The sequence below is a fragment of the Cognatilysobacter terrigena genome, assembly GCF_004361065.1.
Taxonomy (GTDB): Bacteria; Pseudomonadota; Gammaproteobacteria; order Xanthomonadales; family Xanthomonadaceae; genus Cognatilysobacter; species Cognatilysobacter terrigena.
Genome location: NZ_SELT01000003.1, coordinates 91,530 through 110,010 on the forward strand (window position 1 = coordinate 91,530; position 18,481 = coordinate 110,010).

An 18,481-nucleotide genomic window follows, 5' to 3' on the forward strand; every position below is an offset into this window, starting at 1 on the left:
ACGATGGGCGCAGCCGCCAAGTACTTCTTTAGTACCTCCGCTGACGCTGACACGCTGAACAAGCGTGTTCGCCCAAGTGACGCCCAGCGTGATTTCCTTAAGTCGAATAAGGACGCGTTAAAGCTGCACCTTGAGTCAGACCTTCGGAGACGGTGTGGCTATTCCGTCTCCACTTGGCTCCAGGGCTCTTACAAACTGCACACGCTTATTCGCCCTATCTACGGTGGCGATTACGATGTGGACGTAGGGGTCTATGTAGAGTGGGGAAGCGGCGAGATGCCTCTGGCGCCTATTGATCTTCGCGGCCACGCGCAGGCTTCGCTCCAAGAGTTTGCCCAGCAAAGCGAAACGACGTGCCGGGTCATCGACCCGCCGAAGCAGCGCTGTTCTCGGGTGAAGTACGAGAAGCACTTCCACATCGATACCCCGATCTACCATCACAACTCGGACACCGGCGTCGCGCGACTGGCGACAATGGATGACGAGTGGGAGCTCAGTGACCCAGAGAAGATGGTCCGGTGGTTTCAGGACCGTCTCGATGGAGACGAACGGGCGCAAGCTCGGCGGTTGGTGCGTTATCTAAAAGCGTGGGCCGCACTGCGCTTTAGTTCCGACCAAGAGGCGCGTCCGAGTTCGCTGTTGCTTACAGTGCTTGCAGTCGATGCTTATGCAGAGACTGTGGAAGGTGGAGATTTCGAAGATGACGATGCCCTGCAGGAAGTGGTGACGTCGATAGTCGATCGCCTTGCGCTGAGCACTGCTGTCGCAAATCCTGTTGGCTCTGATGAAGACGGGAACCTTAATAGGTTGAGCTCTGAAGGCGAGGAGCGCTTCCTCCAGGCGCTTGACGAACTTCTAGAAGTTTGTGAGCGAGCGACTTCCAACGTAGACGAAGGGGCCGCCGTCGCTGCCTGGACGGACGCGTTCGACTTTCTGTTTCCACTTCCGGATAGCGAAGGGCTCGTCGAAGCCGATGCTCAGCAGAGCGCGGTGATTGCAACACCGACGATCGCCATCGACGTCTATGAGACAGACGGGCGGCGCGCTCGCACCTAGGAGGGTGAAGTGGATTTCGCGCGCATAGGGCAAACGCTCAAGTTCCGAATCACGAACCCGCATATCTTGCCGGCTGGTTCGACAATTCGGTGGGTCGTGCGTAACACGGGTGACCATGCCTACAGCGAGAATGACCTTGGTCATAGCTGGTTAGATCGAGGCGAGCTTGAGCGCACCGAACACGTGGCCTATTCGGGTCGGCACTTCATGGATTGCGAGATCCGTGTGGGCGGACGAATTCGCTCGATCTCTCGAATTCCGGTGACCGTGACCTCGATGCCCAGCCCGGTCCGTCGGCCGAGTCGCCCGGCGTACACGCTGATCAACCGGCGTCGCTAGAACAGTTGCGCAGGACGTGCCGTCCAGCTGCAGGACCAACGCCTGCTAATTCGGAGTCCGCTATCGGCCAGTAGCGGTCTTGCGGCTTTGGATGTAGCACTCCTCCAGAAGCTAGCGCCCCGGCGGGAGTTTGGAGGCTTTGATGCCGCCCGTGTGGATCTTGCCCTGTGGCACGCCGAGGCTTGCGACAGCAGCGAGGGTGGAGGCAACGGTCAGCAGAGTCAGCGCTAGCGCAGTGCGCTTGGAAGGTTGGAAATCATGAGTGCTCCGATGTAGGACATTCGGGTCGCGAAAGTGCGATGCCGGGCGACTCAACTGGACGCACAAGGTCGTCCTCGCACAGAGGCGGAAGATCAGGTAGCGCCCATGGTCCAGGTGGGTAACGTCCGAATGCTCCATCGGACTTCTCGACGATGAGATGTGCAGTGCAGCATCAAGGCAACGGTCTCTTCGCCGTGAGAGACGCCGCTCGTCGGTGAAGCTGGTCCATCGGGGCTGACCACCTTGACCCGCGCAGTCGGATCGTTAGTCGCCAGCTGCGCAGCTCGACCTGCGCTTCAAGGCCCGCGCGCAACGCCTTGATCTGACTTCGTCTCAGACCGTCAAGCGATAGTGGGCGGAGAAAATGATTGCGGACTCACACGGGTGTAGGTGTAAATATTTACACCTATGACCGACCTGACCCTTCGCCAGCTGGCCATCCTCAACTTTGTCCGTCGCGAGATGACGAAGAGCGGGCGCCCGCCCAGCCTTCAAGAGATTGCCGATGCCTTTGGCATGGCCAGCCCCAACGGCGCGGCTAAACATCTCAAAGCGCTGGAGGAGAAGGGGCATATCGCGCTGGCTCCCGGTGCGCGCGGCATTCGCCTAATCGGCGAGGCCAAACCGATTACCACGGTGGAGCTGCCCTTGGTGGGCCATGTGGCCGCGGGCGAGCCCTTGTTCTCCAATGCGTATGTCGAGCGGCGTGTCGCGATTGATCGCAGCCTGTTCAAGCCGCAGCCGAAGTATCTGCTGCGCGTAGAAGGCCACTCGATGATTGACGCCGGCATTCAAGACGGCGACTTGATCGGCGTGCATCCCACGCGCAATGCCGAGCATGGGCAAATCGTGGTGGCGCGACTGGGCGACGAGGCGTTGACGGTCAAGCGCTTGCACAAGAAGGGCAGCCAGCTGCGCTTGCTCTCGTGCAACCCGTCCTACGCGCACATCGATCCCGATCCGACGGACTACTTCGCCATTGAGGGCTTGTTCTGCGGTCTGATCCGGGTGCTTTGATGGGCCAGGTGGTCGCCCTTGACGAGCTGTTGATCGAACGCAAAGTCTGGCGTGGACAGCCGACTGCGTTGCCGCCCAGTGCGCAGCCCACAGGCCATGCGTTGCTCGATGCCGCGTTACCGTTGGGTGGATGGCCGGAGCACGCGCTGATAGAAGTGCTTCACCCCGTCGATGGAGTCGGGGAGTTCGATCTGCTGGTGCCGACCCTGGCGCGCCTCACGCAGGGCGGTGAGGCGGTGGCGTTTGTGGCGCCGCCGTATGTGCCGTATGCACACGGCTTGGAAGATCGAGGATTTGATCTGCGTTTCGTGCATATCGTGGATGCAGAGCCTAGTCGTGAGCTGTGGGCGTTTGAGCAGTGCCTGCGCTCCGGTGCGTGTGCTGCAGTGCTGGGCTGGCCGCGCAAGGTCGACGACCATGGATTGCGTCGACTGCAGGTGGCCGCCGATGCGGGGCGAAGTCTCGCGTTCGTGTTTCGCGATGCGAAGTTCGCGACCAACCCGAGTCCCGCAGCATTGCGGCTGGATGTCGGTCGCACACGGAGCGTGCGGGTGCGCAAATGTCGCGGCGGCGTGGCGCCTGCGCAGGCCTTTGTTGTCGCCGGCCACCATTGAGGCGCGCGCATGCTCTGGGCCTGTATTTATCTCCCGCATCTGGGCATCGACTGCGTCCTGCGTCGCCACCCCGACCCCGTCGCACCTTTGGCGTTGGTGGGTGGCAATGCGCAACGGCGCGAGATCCTCTCGGTCAATCACGCCGCGTTTGAACAGGGCGTGCGCCCCGGTCAGCGATTGGTCGCCGCACAAGCGATCTGCCCCGGTTTTGCCACACATGGGCACGACCCCGAGGAGGATGCGCGCTGGCAACGGTTTTTGGCCGCGTGGGCCTATCGCTTTTCGTCCCAAGTCTTTGCCGGCTGGGATCGCTCTATCGTCTTGGAAGTGGGGCGCAGCTTTTCGATCATGGGAGAATGGCGCTTGTTTCAAGCGCGACTGCGCGATGAGCTGACCGAACTGGGTTTTCGCCATCGCATTGCCTTGGCACCCACACCGATGGGCGCACGTGTCTTGGCGGGGGTGCAAGACGGCATTGGCGTGCTGACGCTGGATCAGCTGCGCTCCACGCTGGCTCGGGTGCCCGTGCGTCGCGCATGTCTGCCGGGTGATTGCGCAACGCGTCTGTATGCCATGGGCGTGAAGCACCTGCGCCAGGTCATGACGCTCCCGCGCGACGGATTGCGACGGCGCTTTGGTGCCGACTTGATTGACACCTTGGATCGGATGCATGGCGATGCACCCGAGATGCTGGAGTTCTATGCGCCACCCGACACGTTCGATGTGCGCATCGAGCTGTCTTATGAGGTGGAGAACCACCAGGCGCTGGTGTTTCCCGTTCGACGCCTGACGGCGGATCTGGCGGCTTACCTGGCGGGTCGAGACGGCGGGGTGCAGCACTTTGTCATCGAGTTGGAGCACGAGGGCATCGCGGCCACGCCGATCGAGGTTGGGCTGCTGGGCGCCGAGCGCGATCCGGCCACCTTGTTTGAGCTGGCCAAGGGGTGCCTGGAACGCGCGCAGGTGCCCAAAGCCACCGTGGGCGTTCGACTTGTTGCCTCGCATCTGCCTCCCTTCATTCCTGCCTCTCGGGACCTGTTCGATCAGCGGCCTGCGCACATGGTGCCGTGGGATCAATTACGCGAGAGGTTGCGCGCACGGCTTGGGCCCGATGCGGTGTATCAAGTGGCCAGCTGCGACGACGATCCTCGCCCTGAGCGATCGTGGGCGAAAGCTCGTCCCGGACGACGCGGTGTAGCGCCTGTGCGGCCCACGCGCCCCGTGTGGTTGCTCAATCGCCCCGTGCCCCTACGCGATCGCGTGGTGGAGATCCTCGACGGACCCGAGCGGCTGGAAAGCGGGTGGTGGGAGCGCGATGCACGACGCGACTACTACGTTGTGCGCACCGCACAAGGGCAGGTGGGGTGGGTGTTTTCGCCCGTGGGCACGCAGGATCAATGGATGCTGCATGGCTGGTTTGCATGAGCCTGCCCGATTACGCGGAACTGCACTGCGTCAGCGACTTCTCGTTTCAGCGAGGCGCGGCCACGGCGCGTGAACTGTTTGAGCGCGCACAGGCGTGTGGTTACACGGCTTTGGCCATTACTGACGAGTGCTCCATGGCGGGGATCGTGCGCGCGCACGAGGCGGCCAAAGACAGTGGCGTGAAGTTGCTTATCGGCACCGAAGTGCGCCTGGTTGATGGGTTAAAACTGGTTTTAATCGCGCAGAACAAGCAGGGTTATGAGGCGCTCTGTGCGCTGATCACGCGCGGTCGGCGTGCCGCGGAGAAGGGTAGTTATCACCTCACGCGCGGGGACTTAGGCGAGCTACCGTGCGTGCTGGTGCTGTGGATCCCGTGCCATGAACTGCGCCGCGAACAGGGTCTGTTCCTGCGAGAGCGCTTTGCAGGGCGACTATGGATTGGCGTGGGCCTGCATCGTGATCAGCACGACGCACGCAAGCTGGCGGCCCTGCAAGCACTCGGGCATGAGCTGTCGCTGCCGTTAGTGGCCGCGGGCGACGTCCACATGGACATCCGCAGGCGTCGCGCACTGCAAGACGTCATGACCGCTATTCGGCACAACACGCCAGTAGCGCAGGCGGGGAAATATCTGTTTCGCAATGGCGAGCGGCATCTGCGCTCGCGCTTGGCGTTATCGAACATCTACCCACGCGAGTTGCTCGACGAGACAGTTCGGATCGCAGCGCGATGCTCTTTTTCGCTGGATGAACTGCGCTACCAATATCCCGCCGAAGTCGTGCCCGATGGGCACACGCCCGCCTCGTGGTTGCGCCAGTTGACCGAGGAGGGCATCGCCTGGCGCTGGCCCAACGGCATCACGGAGAAGGTCCGAGCCCAGATCGAGCATGAGCTCACGCTCATTCGAGAGCTTGACTACGAGCCGTATTTCCTCACCGTGCACGACATCGTGCGCTTTGCGCGCAGCCAGAACATCTTGTGCCAAGGGCGCGGGTCGGCGGCCAACTCGGCCGTGTGTTTCGCGCTCGGTGTTACGGAAGTCGATCCCATGCGCATGAACATGCTCATGGAGCGCTTCATCTCTAAAGAGCGCAACGAGCCGCCGGATATCGACATCGATTTCGAGCACGAACGGCGCGAAGAGGTAATCCAATACGTCTACCGCCGGTATGGACGGGAGCGCGCAGCGCTGGCGGCCACGGTCATCACCTACCGGGGCAAGTCGGCCGTGCGCGACGTGGCCAAGGCGTTGGGGCTGCCCGAGGATCAAGTGCAGGCACTGTCGGATTGCTTCGGGTGGTGGTCGGGCGACGACCCGATGGAAGATCGCCTGCGCGAAGCGGGCTTTGATCCTGAGTCACCTGTTATGCGCCAAATCGTGAGCCTGACGGCGCAGCTGCTAGGCAAGCCGCGGCACCTGTCTCAGCACGTGGGCGGCTTCGTGATCTCCGATGCGGCGTTGTCCACGCTGGTTCCGGTGGAAAACGCCGCCATGGAGGACCGCACGATCATCCAGTGGGACAAGGATGATCTGGACAGCATGCGGCTGCTCAAAGTCGACTGCCTGGCGCTTGGCATGTTGACCTGCATTCGTAAGGCACTGGATCTCATTCGAGAGCACCGCGGGCAGGACTACTGCATGTCCAGCATTCCAGCGGAAGACGAAGCGACTTACGACATGATCTGCCAGGCCGACACAGTGGGCGTGTTTCAGATTGAAAGCCGCGCGCAGATGTCGATGCTGCCGCGCATGAAGCCGCGATGCTTCTACGACCTCATCATTGAAGTCGCGATCATTCGCCCCGGCCCCATCCAGGGAAAGATGGTGCATCCCTTCCTCGCGCGTCGGCAGGGCAAAGAAATGGCCACCTACCCAAACAAGGACATCGAGGCCATCTACGGGCGCACCTTGGGCGTGCCGCTCTTCCAAGAGCAAGTCATGCGCGTGGCCATGGTGGCGGCCGGTTACAACGCAGGCGAAGCCGATCAGCTGCGCCGTTCCATGGCTGCGTGGAAGCGCCACGGCAACATGGACGTGCACGAGGCCAAGATCATCCAAGGGATGCTCGCGCGCGGCTACACGCTGGACTACGCGCAAGAGACGTTCCAGCAGATCCTAGGCTTCTCCGGCTACGGCTTTCCCGAGAGCCACGCCGCGTCATTTGCACTGCTCACCTACGCAAGCTGCTGGCTCAAATGCCACGAGCAAGCCGCGTTTACCTGCGCCTTGCTCAACAGCCAGCCCATGGGGTTTTACTCCACGAGTCAGCTCACGCAAGACGCCCGCCGTAAGGGGGTGGAGGTCAGACCTGTGTGCGTGCTGAGCAGTTGCTGGGACAACACACTGGAAGATGCCAAGGGACCCGAGCAACCGGCCATTCGCCTGGGGTTTCGCGAGATCAAGGGGTTCAACGAGGCGGCTGCGCAACGCATCGAGCAGGCGAGGGCAATGGCGCCGTTTCGCTCGGCGGAGGATCTGTGCCACCGGGCGCGACTGGATCGGCGGGAGCGGGCCGTGCTGGTCGAAGCCGGGGCGTTGCAGGCCCTGTCGGGGCATCGCAATGAGGCCCGGTGGTCGGTGGCGGGCGTGGAAGCGCAGACGCCATTGCTTGATCGTAGTCCGGACGAATTGGACGTCGAGCTGCCTGCCCCCAGCCAGCGAGACGATCTGCTGGCCGACTACGGCACCTTGGGCCTGACGCTAGGGATCCATCCGATCGCGTTGGTGCGCCCGAGTCTGACAGAGAGGCGATGCCTTACCTCGTCAGACGTGTGGAAGCGCCGCAATGGGTCGCGGGTGCGCGTAGCGGGGATCGTCAGCCTGCGGCAGCGGCCGTCGACGGCGCACGGCACGACATTTCTCACCTTGGAGGACGAGGCAGGGGTTATTCAGGTCATCGTCTGGCCGGATCTGGGCAACCGCCAGCGGCGCGAGCTGTTGGGGTCGCGACTACTCGCGGTAGACGGGCAGTGGGAGACGGTCGACGGCGTAGGAAACCTGATTGCGCGACGCTTGCACGACATGAGCGAGCTTATCGGTGGTCTTGACGCTCGGAGTCGCGATTTCCACTAGCCCGGAAAGAATGCAGCTCCTGACCCGGCAGCTGAAGTTGGTGGGTAGACGATCGGCCGTCCCTAGGCATCTAATCGGAATCCGGCAGCTCGGCTAATTGAGTAAGTCGCTTGGGCTCGCCAGCGGACGGGCTGGCGAGCTTGGAGAATCTCTCATGTGCTTCTCTGCTCAGTGTTGGCAAGCCTTCAACGCCTATGTGAAAGAGTTCGGTGATGTCATCGACATCCACGAGTTCGCGCAGCTGTATGGCTTTCGCAAGGAACCGCGCAAGTCCAAGGCGGCGCCGAAGATCCCCAAGGGCATGGATCGCAACTTCGACTATCCCAAGACGCCGATCGAGCGCCAGATCAAAGCCATGATCGATGAGTGGAATGCCCAGCAGATCAGCGCGCAGGAACGGGAGCTGTTCAAGCAGGTCAAGCGCCTCAACGACGCTGAGCGCACGCTTCAAACCAAGACGACCAAGAAGGCACTAGATGATCAGCGCATCGCGACCAGCAAGATTGCGCTGATCAAGGCCAAGCTCGCGGACATCAAGCGAACCGAGGCAAAACCACAGAAGGACGATCGGATCTTCCCCGGCGTCTACGCGCCGGTGTTGATCGTGGAGAACGGTAAGCGCGTGCTAAGGCCGATGCGCTATCAGTGCCGTGTCTGCGGCAAGCCGGCGTCTCACGACGCCAAGTATCCAGGCACCTACACCGCGCGGCGCGACAGTCTGGAAGGCTATTGGCGCAGCACGTTCGGGCAATCCCACGGACTGATGGTGGTGGAGCGCTTCTACGAGAACGTCGAAGGCCCCGACGGCAAGAACCGAGTGCTGGAATTTCGCCCGCGCACGGGCGAGCCGATGTATGTGGCGTGCCTGTGGTCGAAGTGGACCGACCCGAAAGGCGAGGAGCCGGACCTCTATTCGTTTGCGGCGATTACGGACGAACCCGAAGCCGAGGTAGCGGCGGCCGGGCATGACCGCACGATCGTGAACTTGAAGCCCGAATACGTCGACGCCTGGCTCAATCCCCAGGGGCGATCATTGGGCGAGTTTTACGCGATGTTCGATGACCGCAGGCACCCGTTCTACGAGCATCGAGAAGCTGCCTGACCTCAAGTCATTTGCTGTCAGAGTACCAGACGAGTTCCGCTGTGCAGCTGAGCGCTAGCGTAGCGGGAAGGCGGTGTGCCGCGCTTCCCGTATAGGGACATCGCGTCGTTCTTGTTTGTAGCGGAGGGTTGAGTTCCACCCTCCGTATTCCGAGGCGACCGCTTTCCAGCGACTACAAGGCGGCCGCGGGAGCGGTGCAGGGAGGCTGAAGGCGGCTGACCAAGTCAGCAAGCTTGCCGGTCAGTCGCCTTGCTACGCGCGCAGCGCGTGCAACTTCGATGTAATCACCCTCGTCCATGGGATCTGGGTTGCAAATGTCGGAAGCGAACTCCTCGACGTCACTCAGGATCACTGCCGCTTCTTTCACTCGCGACAGCGACGCATCAACGAAGAACCACGTCATATCTGTCGGGTTATTGGCATTCAATCCTTTCGGAAGTTTTCCCAAGGAAAACTCGGCGACGGAAATATTCGATTCGATAGGCGGATTGATCAAGTAAATGGCGTCGAGTGCCTGGCAAAGTGCGTCAGATACTTCGTCCAATGTCGCTGGTGCTGCAGTTCGCTTGTCTTTCATCTGGTGGTTCCCTCAATCCAAGTTGGCTTCACCTGTCACAGCGACAGGGCCAAAAAAATCTATGGATCGATTTCGAACGATGCAACAAATACTTTTAGGCGAATTATTTTTTGTTTTTCTTTAGGAAGTTTTCAGAAAATATCGACGCTATCTCCTCACTTAAATCAGTGGGTTAGAGGCACCATGTTCGGCTCTGGTCGCCCGAGACATCGCCGCTGTGATCTCGCACCTCAGGTATCAAGGGGACTCGAGATCGCCAACATCTTGGCCAAGTGCGCAAATTGAATTCCGTCACCACACAAATGTCGAAGAGACGAGCGCATCGAACTCGCGTGCTGGGACTTGATGTCGTGCGCGCGTCCGCCAGCGGGATTTGGTGCCCCTAGGTGCGTGACGCTGATCTAAGGATCTCGGGAACAGCGCGACAGCTTTCGAAAGGCGCCGCATCCAAGATCGCGTCGGTCTGATGCTCTCGGACGTCCCTCCGACGAGATGGCAAGCGCTAGGGTTGCGACGGCCACCAAGAGCATCGGTGCAGCGGGCACAGCCAAACTGCGACTCTAAGTCCGCGGACGCTCTGAGAAGTTTGCTGCTCTAGCTCGTAGATCTTCGACAGCAGCGCGTTGTTCTGCTGGCGGAAGCGAAGCGAATGCCCGAATGGCCTCTGCCATTACTTCGTCGTCAGCGTAGAGCGATGCCAGCGGCACGCCTAGGCAGTCCGCCAGGTTTTGGGCAGTAGCGGAGTCACTGTCGTGGACGCCGCGTTCGTATCGATTAACCCTAGTTCGTGCCACGTCTGCCGGAATTCCAGCGCGGATGCCCAGCGCTTCTTGGGTTAGCCCGGCAGCTTGTCGTGCCGCTTTAAGGCGAGCAGCGAAAACGGCGCGGGCGTCGACTTTTGGCAAGGCATCCGGCGGGTCTGAGGGCCCGGAGAGGATGCATGCTCAATTTTCGCCTGTAAGCTACGTTAAACGTAACACAGGCGCGCGTAGCGCTGATTCAAGGGGCGGTGAATGAAGCAAGTGTTGTTGCTCTCTCTTGTAGTGCTAGTAGGTTGCAGTCGCGCACCCGTGTTCGATGCAGCGGAGGCTGCCAAGCGCGTTGTAAGTGCGAGCTTGAAAGATCCGGAATCCGCACGATGGACGGACGTTCGTGCAGAGCAGATGCACGACGGTTACGTTGCATGCGGGTGGGTTAACTCGAAGAACTCATTTGGAGGATATGGCGGGCAAACGCACTTCGCGGCTGCGTTCAAGGCGGACGGCAAGGGTTCCGCGGACTTCGCCGATAGTCCTGCGCTCGCACTGATTCAAAAAACGTCGTGCGACGTCATGTTCGACGTCGCGAAGCGGCACTCGCCACCGGCGAGATGGGCGAGCGAGAGGGCGGAAGTTGTCGCGCGATCGAAAACGGAGATCGATAAGTTGACGCCGGAATTGTTGAGGCTCACGCGGAACGCGAACTGAGGACGGTTCGCGATTGCGCTTGCTGCGGTTCGCGCCCGACAGCGAATCGCGCACGTGCTACGTTACGTTGCAACGCGGGCGTGCTACATATCGACGGATTAGGAACGCCTAAGTCCTTGATTTGTCGTTCTGAAAAACTGCAACGAACAGAGTCGTTGTAGCAGCGTCCTAAGTTATTGATTTTAAATGGATGTTAGCCAGTTCGAATCCGGCTACCCCGACCAATTCGATGCATCACGACGCCCGGCCCCGTGCCGGGCGTCGTCGTGTCGGTCGCGTGTCGTCGGTCATGGCGACGACCGGCCGACGCCGCTACAGAGTGACTCGCTCAGACTCTCCGGAACTTTCGTCACGCGCGCCCGGTCACAGGCGCCGACCTCGTCCAGGGAATCAGGAGCCGTCATGCGCTTTGCACTGTTTACGCTCGCCGTCGCCGCGGCATCGGTGGCGTTCGACGCGACCGCCCAGCAACCGGCACCGGTCCCGCCTGCAGCAGCTACTGCGCAGGATCGTCTGCTGGATACGGCGGTCGTGCGCGCGCCAGGGCCCGGGATGTGGAAGGTGCGGCGTGGCGACAACACGCTGTGGATTCTCGGCACGGTTTCGCCGCTTCCGGCGCGCATGGCGTGGAATTCCGCGCGCATGCGGTCCGTCGTCGCGTCCGCAGACGAGGTGATGTACGAGCCGTCGGTGGTGGTCGACGCCGACATCGGCTTCTTCGGCAAGCTCGCCTTGCTGCCGTCGCTGGTCGGCATTCGCGACCTCCCGGATGACGCGCACCTGCGCGACGTGCTGCCGCCGGCGTCGTACGCGCGATGGCTGCGTCTGAAGCAGCGCTACATCGGCAACGACGGCGGCGTGGAGTCCTGGCGGCCGATCTTCGCGGCGCAGAAGCTCTACGAGGAAGCGCTCAAGACGCGCGGGCTGTCGACCAAGGGCGTGGTGTCCGACGCGCTCGGCGACGCCCTGAAGGCCCGAGGCATCAAGGGCGTTTCGACCGCGGCGAAGGTGAAGATCGCCAATCCGAAGAAGGCGCTCAAGGAGTTCAAGGGCACGCAGCTCGCCGACGTCCAGTGCTTCGATCGCGTTCTGGATCGTGTCGAAAACGATCTCGACCTGCTGCAGTCGCGCGCTGACGCCTGGGCGTCCGGTGACGTCGATACCTTGCGCCGCCTCGACCGTCCCGAAGCCAGCGAAGCCTGCGAAAACGCCGTGCTGAGCGGTGCGTTCGCGGAGAAGTACGGCCTCGACCGGTTGCAGGCGCAGGCCACGGCGAAGTGGCTGTCGGAAGCGGAAGCGAGCCTGACGAAGAACCGCGTTACCTTCTCGACGCTGCCCATGAGCGAACTGCTGTCGCCGACGGGCATCGTGTCGAAGCTGGCGGCGCGGGGATATGTCGTCGAAGCACCCATGACGGAGCCAGCGCAGCAATCCGTTGCGCCGACCGCAGTCGGTGGGGCTCTCTAGTCGTTCGCACCGACGTCGCGTTCGCCCGGCGCCACACGTGCTTGCAGAGCGCGTCTCGTTTGCGACGTAGCGACATCGCATCGTGGCCGAAACGCGCTGGCCCGACCGTCACGCACCAGCGCCGACAGGCGAGAACGGTGCAACATCTCCCGCACGCAAACGCGACGCGGTCGATCGACGTGACGCGTCTCGCGAACGGGGAAGGACTCAGCTCGCAGCAGCGCGCGGCGGGTTCAGAAGCTGCGGCCAGCGTGCCGTGACCGACGCGCGGATACCCGCAACATCCAGACCTGCTTCGGCGAGCAGCTGCTCGCGACTCGCGTGGTGCTGGAACTCGTCCGGCAGGCCGAGGTGCAGCACGGGCAACGTAATGCCTTCGGCCGCAAGCAGTTCGGCGACGCCCGATCCGGCGCCGCCCGCGACGACGTTGTCCTCGAGTGTGACGAAGCCGTCGTGCGTGCGCGCGAGTTCGAGGATCAGTTCGCGATCCAACGGCTTCACGAAGCGCATGTTCGCGACGGTGAGTCCGAGTTCGTCACCGACGACCTCCGCCGCCGGCACGATCGCGCCGAACGCAAGCAGTGCGATGCGCGAGCCGCGACGACGAATTTCGCCGCGACCGATCGGCAGCGTGTCGAGCGTCGGTTCGATCGCGACACCGGGGCCGGTGCCGCGCGGATAACGCACTGCGGCCGGGCCTTCGAAGTAGTGGCCGGTCGACAGCATCTTGCGGCACTCGTTCTCGTCGGCTGGCGCCATCACCACCATGTTCGGCACGCAGCGCAGGTAGGAGAGGTCGAGGTTGCCCGCGTGCGTCGCGCCGTCGGGGCCGACGACGCCGCCGCGATCGATCGCGAACAACACGTCGAGGTTCTGGATCGCGACGTCGTGCACGAGCTGGTCGTAGCCGCGCTGCAGGAACGTCGAATAGATCGCGCAGACCGGCTTCGCGCCTTCGCAGGCCATGCCCGCCGCGAGCGTCACCGCATGCTGCTCGGCGATGGCGACGTCGAAGTAGCGGTCGGGATATTCCTTGCTGAAACGCACCAGTCCCGAGCCCTCGCGCATCGCGGGCGTGATGCCCATGACGCGCGGATCGGCCGCGGCGATGTCGCACAGCCAGTCGCCGAACACGTCGGTGTAGGTCGGCTTCTTCGCGCCCGTCTTCGCGACCATGCCCTTGGCGGGATCGAACGGCGACACGGCGTGGTAGCCGATCTGGTCGCCTTCGGCGGGCTCGTAGCCCTTGCCCTTGGTCGTAATGATGTGCAGCAGCTGCGGGCCCTTGAGGCCCTTCAGCGTCTTGAGCGTGGCGACCAGCGCGTCCATGTCGTGGCCGTCGATCGGGCCGGTGTAGTGGAAGCCCATCTCCTCGAACAGTGTGGACGGCACGAACATGCCCTTCCAGTGTTCTTCCCAGCGACGCACGAATCGCGCGGGGCCCTTGTTCTTGTCGCCGAGCAGCTTCTTGCCGCCTTCGCGGATCGCGTTGAGCGCGCGGTTGCCGCTCAGCCGCCCCAGCATCTTCGTCAACCCGCCGACGTTCTCGCTGATCGACATCTGGTTGTCGTTGAGGATGACGAGCAGGTTCGGCTCGGGCTCCATGCCGCCGGCATGCATCAGCGCTTCGAACGCCATGCCCGCCGTCATCGCGCCGTCGCCGATCACCGCGACGACCTTGCGGTCATCGCCCTTGGTCTGCGCGGCGATCGCCATGCCGAGCGCGGCGGAGATCGACGTCGAGCTGTGGCCGACGCCGAACGTGTCGTATTCGGAGTCCTCGCGCTTCGGAAACGGCGCGACGCCGTCCTTCTGCTTGACCGTCGCGATCGTGTCGCGGCGGCCGGTCAGGATCTTGTGCGGATAGGTCTGGTGGCCGACGTCCCAGACCAGGCGGTCGACCGGCGTGTCGAACAGCCAGTGCAGGGCGACCGTCAGCTCGATCACGCCGAGCCCTGCGCCGAAGTGGCCGCCGACGAGGGCGACCTGCTCGATCAGGTACGCGCGCAACTCGTCGGCGATCGCCTGCAGCTCGTCCTCGCCGAATTCGCGAAGGTCGGCGGGCGTGGCGATGCGCGAGAGGCGCGGGTAACGCTGCGGATCGATCATGTAAGCGGCCGGCAAAACGAACTGCGCATTGTCCCGCCGCGAGGCGGGCAGCGGCAAGGCGCGCCGTGTCGCGTACGGCGGGTGTACAGCCCGGTCAGCGGCCGCGCAGGCGGCCGAACAGCCCCGACTTGCCGGCTTCGGGCTCGGGCTCCGGCTCGCGGTACGGCTCGGCGAAGCCCGTCGCGAGCGACGCGTTCACGAAGTCCGCGACCTCCGCTTCCGGCACGCTGCTGGCTTCGGCGACTTCCTTCACGGTCGCCGGGCCTTTCATCATCGCGGTCGCGATGCGGAAGTGCTTCGGGAACTCGCGTTCGGTCTGCGGCCACTTGATGAGGCGGAAGCGGTCGTCCGGGTCGTAGCCCGGCGCGATCCGGCCTTCGCCGGCGAGCAGCGCGCCGTACCAGATGAGGCGTGCGATCGGCTGCGGCGCACCGAGCGCGGCGGTCTGCGCATTCCAGACGTCGGGTGAAACGGTCTCGAAGTCGGCGAGCTTGGCGTCGCGGGAGAACAGCGGCGCGACCGGCTTGAGCGCCGACGGGCCGAAGTACTGACGCTGGTCGGTGTCGAGCAGCACGGCGGTGCCGTTGTCGGCGAAGCGCACGCGGCCGCGCAGGCGGCCGGAGGCGAGCCATTCGGCGAGCGACTGCGGTTCGGCGCTGCGCGCGGGGGTCGGCGCCGGAGCGGGCGCGGGCGTCGGTGCGGCGGCCGGCGGTGGCGCCACCGGTTCGATGCTCGGCGCGGGCGGCATCACCTGCGCGACAGCGACGCTCGGCGGCTCGTTCGCGGGCGCGGCGGGCTCGGTGATCGCGATCGGGTTGGCCGGCAGTTCCGTCGCGGTGATCGGCGCGGGGCGCTCTTCCGGCAGCTGGTCGGTCGGCTGCGGCGACGGCGTCATGCCAGACGGTTTCGCAGCGACGGGTTCCGGGGCCGGTGCAGCTGCGGGAGCCGCAGCCGGGGGCGGCGTCGGTGCGGCGGCAGGCGCGGGCGCCGCGGCGACGGCTTCGACACCGTTCGCGACGCGGATATCGCGCAGCAATTCGGTCAGCGCATCGGCGTCGACCGGACGGCCCAGGCGATACGGCGCCTGCGTGCGCGGCGACGCGGTCAGGCCGACGACCTGCTTGCCCGCATTGTGCAGGCGCAGCCAGCTCATCGGGCCGTACATGCTGTCCATGTCGACCACGACGTAGTCCGCATGCGTGTCGGGCACCAGCTGCCAGCCACCGCCCGAGGCCGGCAGTGCGCGTTCGAACGCGCTGCGCAGCTCGCCCTCGGTGGAAGCGTCCATGCCGGTGAAGCCCAAAGTCAGTGCGGCCATACGTCTCTGCCTGATATTTGGGTCGAGTGTCGCGAAGGGGTCACCCGGCGTCAACGCGCAAAAGGCATGGGCGCGGACATGCGATGCACGCACGCTGCCGAATCGTGAACAGGCACGCAGTCCTCAGCCGGCGATGCGGCGGTTGCGCCTCGGCAGCTGCGCCTTCAGAAATTCCATCTGGTCCGCCAGGATGTGGCGGTTCGACAGGATCAGGTGTTCGATCCAGCTCGGCCGGTACGGCACCGCGAGCAGCGGCATGCTGGCCTGTTGCGGCGTGCGATTGCGCTTGCGCGAATTGCACGGGAAGCACGCGGCGACGACGTTCTCCCACGTATCGCGTCCGCCCTTCGACAACGGCATGACGTGATCGCGCGTGAGCTGGCTGCGCGGGAACAGCTCGCCGCAGTAGAGGCACAGATGTGCGTCGCGGGCGAACAGCGCGGGGTTCGTCAGCGCAGGCGTCGGATTGAGTGCGTGTGCACGCGCGCGGCCGCGCGTCGCGACGATCGGATGCAGTTCGATGATGCTCTGGTCGCCGGTGCTGCGCGCCTGGCCGCCGCGCACGCGCAGGCAGGGTTCGCCGAGCGTCCAGGCCACCGCACCGCGCGCGTAGAGGCAGGTGGCTTCGTGCCAGTGCAGCCAGTCGAGGACGTGGCCGTGGGCATCGAGGGAGAGCAGGCGCACACCGTCGAGCGGGAATCCGCCGGGCGGCGGCGACAGCGGTTCCGCGGACCAGACGGGATCGTGGTCGACGAGTCGCAGGCGTGCGTGATGGTGCGCCATGGCCCGAGCTTATAACGAGCCGGTGACGTTTGGGCGTCACCGGCTCGCGTCGCGGCGAATCCGCCGCTTCCCGGTTCAGCGCCCGGCGTCGAAGGCCTCGGCGTCGAGGGCCATCAGCGCGTCGGCGCCGCTGCGGATCGCCGCGGCATGGAGGAGGGTGCGGGGCAGGATGCGCTCGAAGTAGAAGCGCGCGGTGGCGCGTTTCGCGTCGGCGAAGGCCGGCGTCACGGAGGCGCCGTCGAGCGCGGCGACGCTGCGCGCCCACCAGTAGCCCAGCAGCACGTAGCCCGAGAACATCAGGTAGTCGTACGACGCCGCGCCGAGCTCGTCCGCGTTCTCGCCGCTGCGCTGCGCGATCGACACGCTGAGGTGCTGCCACTGTGCCGCGAGGTCGGACAGCTCCGCGCAGTACGTGCCGATCTCGCCATCGCCGGCGCGGGACTCGGCAAACGAACGAATGCGGCCGAGCATCGCCTTCAGCCCGGCGCCCTTCATCTGGATGACTTTGCGACCCAGCAGGTCGAGCGCCTGGATGCCGGTGGTGCCTTCGTACAACGTGGTGATGCGCGCATCGCGTGCGAGCTGCTCGAGGCCGTGCTCGTGGATGTAACCGTGGCCTCCGAAGCACTGCAGCGCGTCGTACGTGACCTCGATGCTCCACTCAGTCAGGCAGGCCTTCACGATCGGCGTCAGGAAACCGACCAGCGCGTCCGCTTCGGCGCGTTCGTCTTCCGTCGTCCCGTGCGACGCGATGTCGAACTGCAGCGCGGCGTCGTACGACATCGCGCGGCCGCCTTCGACCAGCGCCTTGCACGTCAGCAGCATGCGGCGCACGTCGGGGTGGACGATGATCGGATCTGCCGGCTTGTCCGGGAATTTCGCGCCGGTCGCCGAGCGCATCTGCAGGCGTTCCTTCGCGTAGGCGAGCGCGTTCTGGTACGCGCGATCCGAAAGACCAAGACCCTGCAGACCCACCGCGAGGCGCGCGGTGTTCATCATGACGAACATCGCCATCAGGCCCTTGTGCGGTTCGCCGACCAGGTAGCCCTCCGCGCCGTCGAAGTTCATCACGCACGTCGCTGAGCCATGGATGCCCATCTTGTGTTCGAGGCTGCCGCAGCGAAGCGTATTGCGCTCGCCGATCGAACCGTCCTGCGCGACGCGGAACTTCGGCACGACGAACAGCGAGATGCCGCGGCTGCCGGCGGGTGCGTCGGGCAGTTTCGCAAGCACGAGATGGACGATGTTGTCCGTCATGTCGTGCTCGCCGGCGGTGATGAAGATCTTCGTGCCGGAGATCGCGTAGGTGCCGTCGTCGCGCGGTTCCGCGCGCGTGCGCAGTAGGCCGAGATCGCTGCCGCAGTGCGGCTCGGTGAGGCACATCGTGCCGGTCCAGCGGCCTTCGACGAGCGGCTTCAGGAAGACCTCGCGTTGCCACTCGGTGCCGTACACCGACAGCGCTTCCACGGCACCGTTCGACAGCAGCGGAAAGTTGCCCCAGGCGAGGTTCGCGGCGTCGACCATTTCCTTGATCGGGAAACCGACGAGGTGCGGCAGGCCTTGGCCGCCGTGCTCGGTCGCGGTGACCAGGCCGGTCCAGCCGCCTTCGACGTACTGCGCGTATGCCTCCTTGAATCCGGGCGGCGTGCGCACGTCACCCGTCGCGGCGTCGAGCGTGCAGCCGACTTCGTCGCCGACGCGATTGAGCGGCGCGAGCACCTGCGTGGCGAAGCGCGCGCCTTCCTCGAGCACGGCGTCGATGACGTCGCGCGTGGCATCGGTGTAGCCGAGGTGCGCGAAGGCCTGTTCGCTGCGCAGCAGGTCGAACAGCACGAAGCGCATGTCGGTCAGCGGGGCGTCGTAACGGCTCATCGCG

15 protein-coding genes are annotated in these 18,481 nt (G+C 64.1%); 8 read left to right on the top strand and 7 right to left on the bottom strand.

Annotated elements, in window-relative coordinates:
- Positions 1-3 precede the first annotated feature (3 nt).
- From EVS83_RS03505 to EVS83_RS03530, 7 genes are all read left to right on the top strand, one after another.
- Positions 4-1,056, top strand: coding sequence for a cyclic GMP-AMP synthase DncV-like nucleotidyltransferase (locus EVS83_RS03505; protein WP_133499630.1), 1,053 nt, complete (start codon positions 4-6; stop codon positions 1,054-1,056).
- Positions 1,057-1,065: 9 nt separating this feature from the next.
- Complete coding sequence (locus EVS83_RS16225; RefSeq protein ID WP_166636784.1) at positions 1,066-1,395, top strand: nucleotide-binding domain-containing protein; 330 nt, start codon at positions 1,066-1,068, stop codon at positions 1,393-1,395.
- A 669-nt stretch (positions 1,396-2,064) separates the two neighbouring features.
- Positions 2,065-2,673, top strand: a complete 609-nt coding sequence (gene lexA / locus EVS83_RS03510) for a transcriptional repressor LexA (RefSeq protein WP_133499631.1) — start codon at positions 2,065-2,067, stop codon at positions 2,671-2,673.
- On the top strand, positions 2,673-3,287 hold the full coding sequence (imuA, locus tag EVS83_RS03515; RefSeq protein ID WP_133499632.1) for a translesion DNA synthesis-associated protein ImuA: 615 nt from the start codon (positions 2,673-2,675) through the stop codon (positions 3,285-3,287). Before lexA ends, imuA begins: the two co-directional genes overlap by 1 nt.
- A 9-nt stretch (positions 3,288-3,296) precedes the next feature.
- Entirely contained in the window at positions 3,297-4,712 is a 1,416-nt protein-coding gene (locus EVS83_RS03520; protein ID WP_133499633.1) for a Y-family DNA polymerase, read from the top strand.
- A complete protein-coding gene (locus tag EVS83_RS03525; protein ID WP_133499634.1) occupies positions 4,709-7,783 on the top strand; it encodes an error-prone DNA polymerase in 3,075 nt (1,024 codons plus the stop codon). The genes EVS83_RS03520 and EVS83_RS03525 overlap by 4 nt, the downstream gene beginning before the upstream one ends.
- Before the next feature lie 154 nt (positions 7,784-7,937).
- Positions 7,938-8,885 carry an SOS response-associated peptidase family protein gene (locus EVS83_RS03530; RefSeq protein ID WP_133499635.1) on the top strand — a complete coding sequence of 316 codons (948 nt, stop codon included), beginning with the start codon at positions 7,938-7,940 and terminating at the stop codon, positions 8,883-8,885.
- A 172-nt stretch (positions 8,886-9,057) separates the two neighbouring features.
- Here EVS83_RS03530 and EVS83_RS03535 read toward each other — a convergent pair whose 3' ends face one another.
- The 3 genes from EVS83_RS03535 to EVS83_RS15570 all read right to left on the bottom strand — a co-directional run bounded on the left by EVS83_RS03535 (position 9,058) and on the right by EVS83_RS15570 (position 10,912).
- Positions 9,058-9,462 (bottom strand): hypothetical protein, encoded by a 405-nt coding sequence (locus EVS83_RS03535; protein WP_133499636.1) that lies wholly within the window; start codon positions 9,460-9,462, stop codon positions 9,058-9,060.
- A gap of 560 nt (positions 9,463-10,022) precedes the next feature.
- Positions 10,023-10,367, bottom strand: a complete 345-nt coding sequence (locus tag EVS83_RS03540) for a helix-turn-helix domain-containing protein (protein WP_133499637.1) — start codon at positions 10,365-10,367, stop codon at positions 10,023-10,025.
- Between the two features lie 404 nt (positions 10,368-10,771).
- The gene (locus tag EVS83_RS15570; protein WP_166636785.1) at positions 10,772-10,912 is read right to left on the bottom strand and encodes a hypothetical protein; all 141 of its coding nucleotides are present in this window, start codon (positions 10,910-10,912) and stop codon (positions 10,772-10,774) included.
- A gap of 418 nt (positions 10,913-11,330) precedes the next feature.
- Here EVS83_RS15570 and EVS83_RS03545 point away from each other — a divergent pair, with 418 nt between their 5' ends.
- Entirely contained in the window at positions 11,331-12,395 is a 1,065-nt protein-coding gene (locus tag EVS83_RS03545) for a TraB/GumN family protein (RefSeq protein ID WP_166636786.1), read from the top strand.
- 207 nt (positions 12,396-12,602) lie between these two features.
- Here the strand turns inward: EVS83_RS03545 and dxs are convergent, their stop codons facing one another.
- The 4 genes from dxs to EVS83_RS03565 all read right to left on the bottom strand — a co-directional run bounded on the left by dxs (position 12,603) and on the right by EVS83_RS03565 (position 18,477).
- A complete protein-coding gene (dxs, locus tag EVS83_RS03550; protein ID WP_133499639.1) occupies positions 12,603-14,504 on the bottom strand; it encodes a 1-deoxy-D-xylulose-5-phosphate synthase in 1,902 nt (633 codons plus the stop codon).
- A 94-nt stretch (positions 14,505-14,598) separates the two neighbouring features.
- A complete protein-coding gene (locus EVS83_RS16140; RefSeq protein ID WP_166636780.1) occupies positions 14,599-15,792 on the bottom strand; it encodes a hypothetical protein in 1,194 nt (397 codons plus the stop codon).
- 153 nt (positions 15,793-15,945) lie between these two features.
- Entirely contained in the window at positions 15,946-16,605 is a 660-nt protein-coding gene (locus EVS83_RS03560) for an HNH endonuclease (protein ID WP_133499641.1), read from the bottom strand.
- 75 nt (positions 16,606-16,680) lie between these two features.
- Positions 16,681-18,477 (bottom strand): acyl-CoA dehydrogenase C-terminal domain-containing protein, encoded by a 1,797-nt coding sequence (locus tag EVS83_RS03565; protein ID WP_133499642.1) that lies wholly within the window; start codon positions 18,475-18,477, stop codon positions 16,681-16,683.
- Positions 18,478-18,481 lie beyond the last annotated feature (4 nt).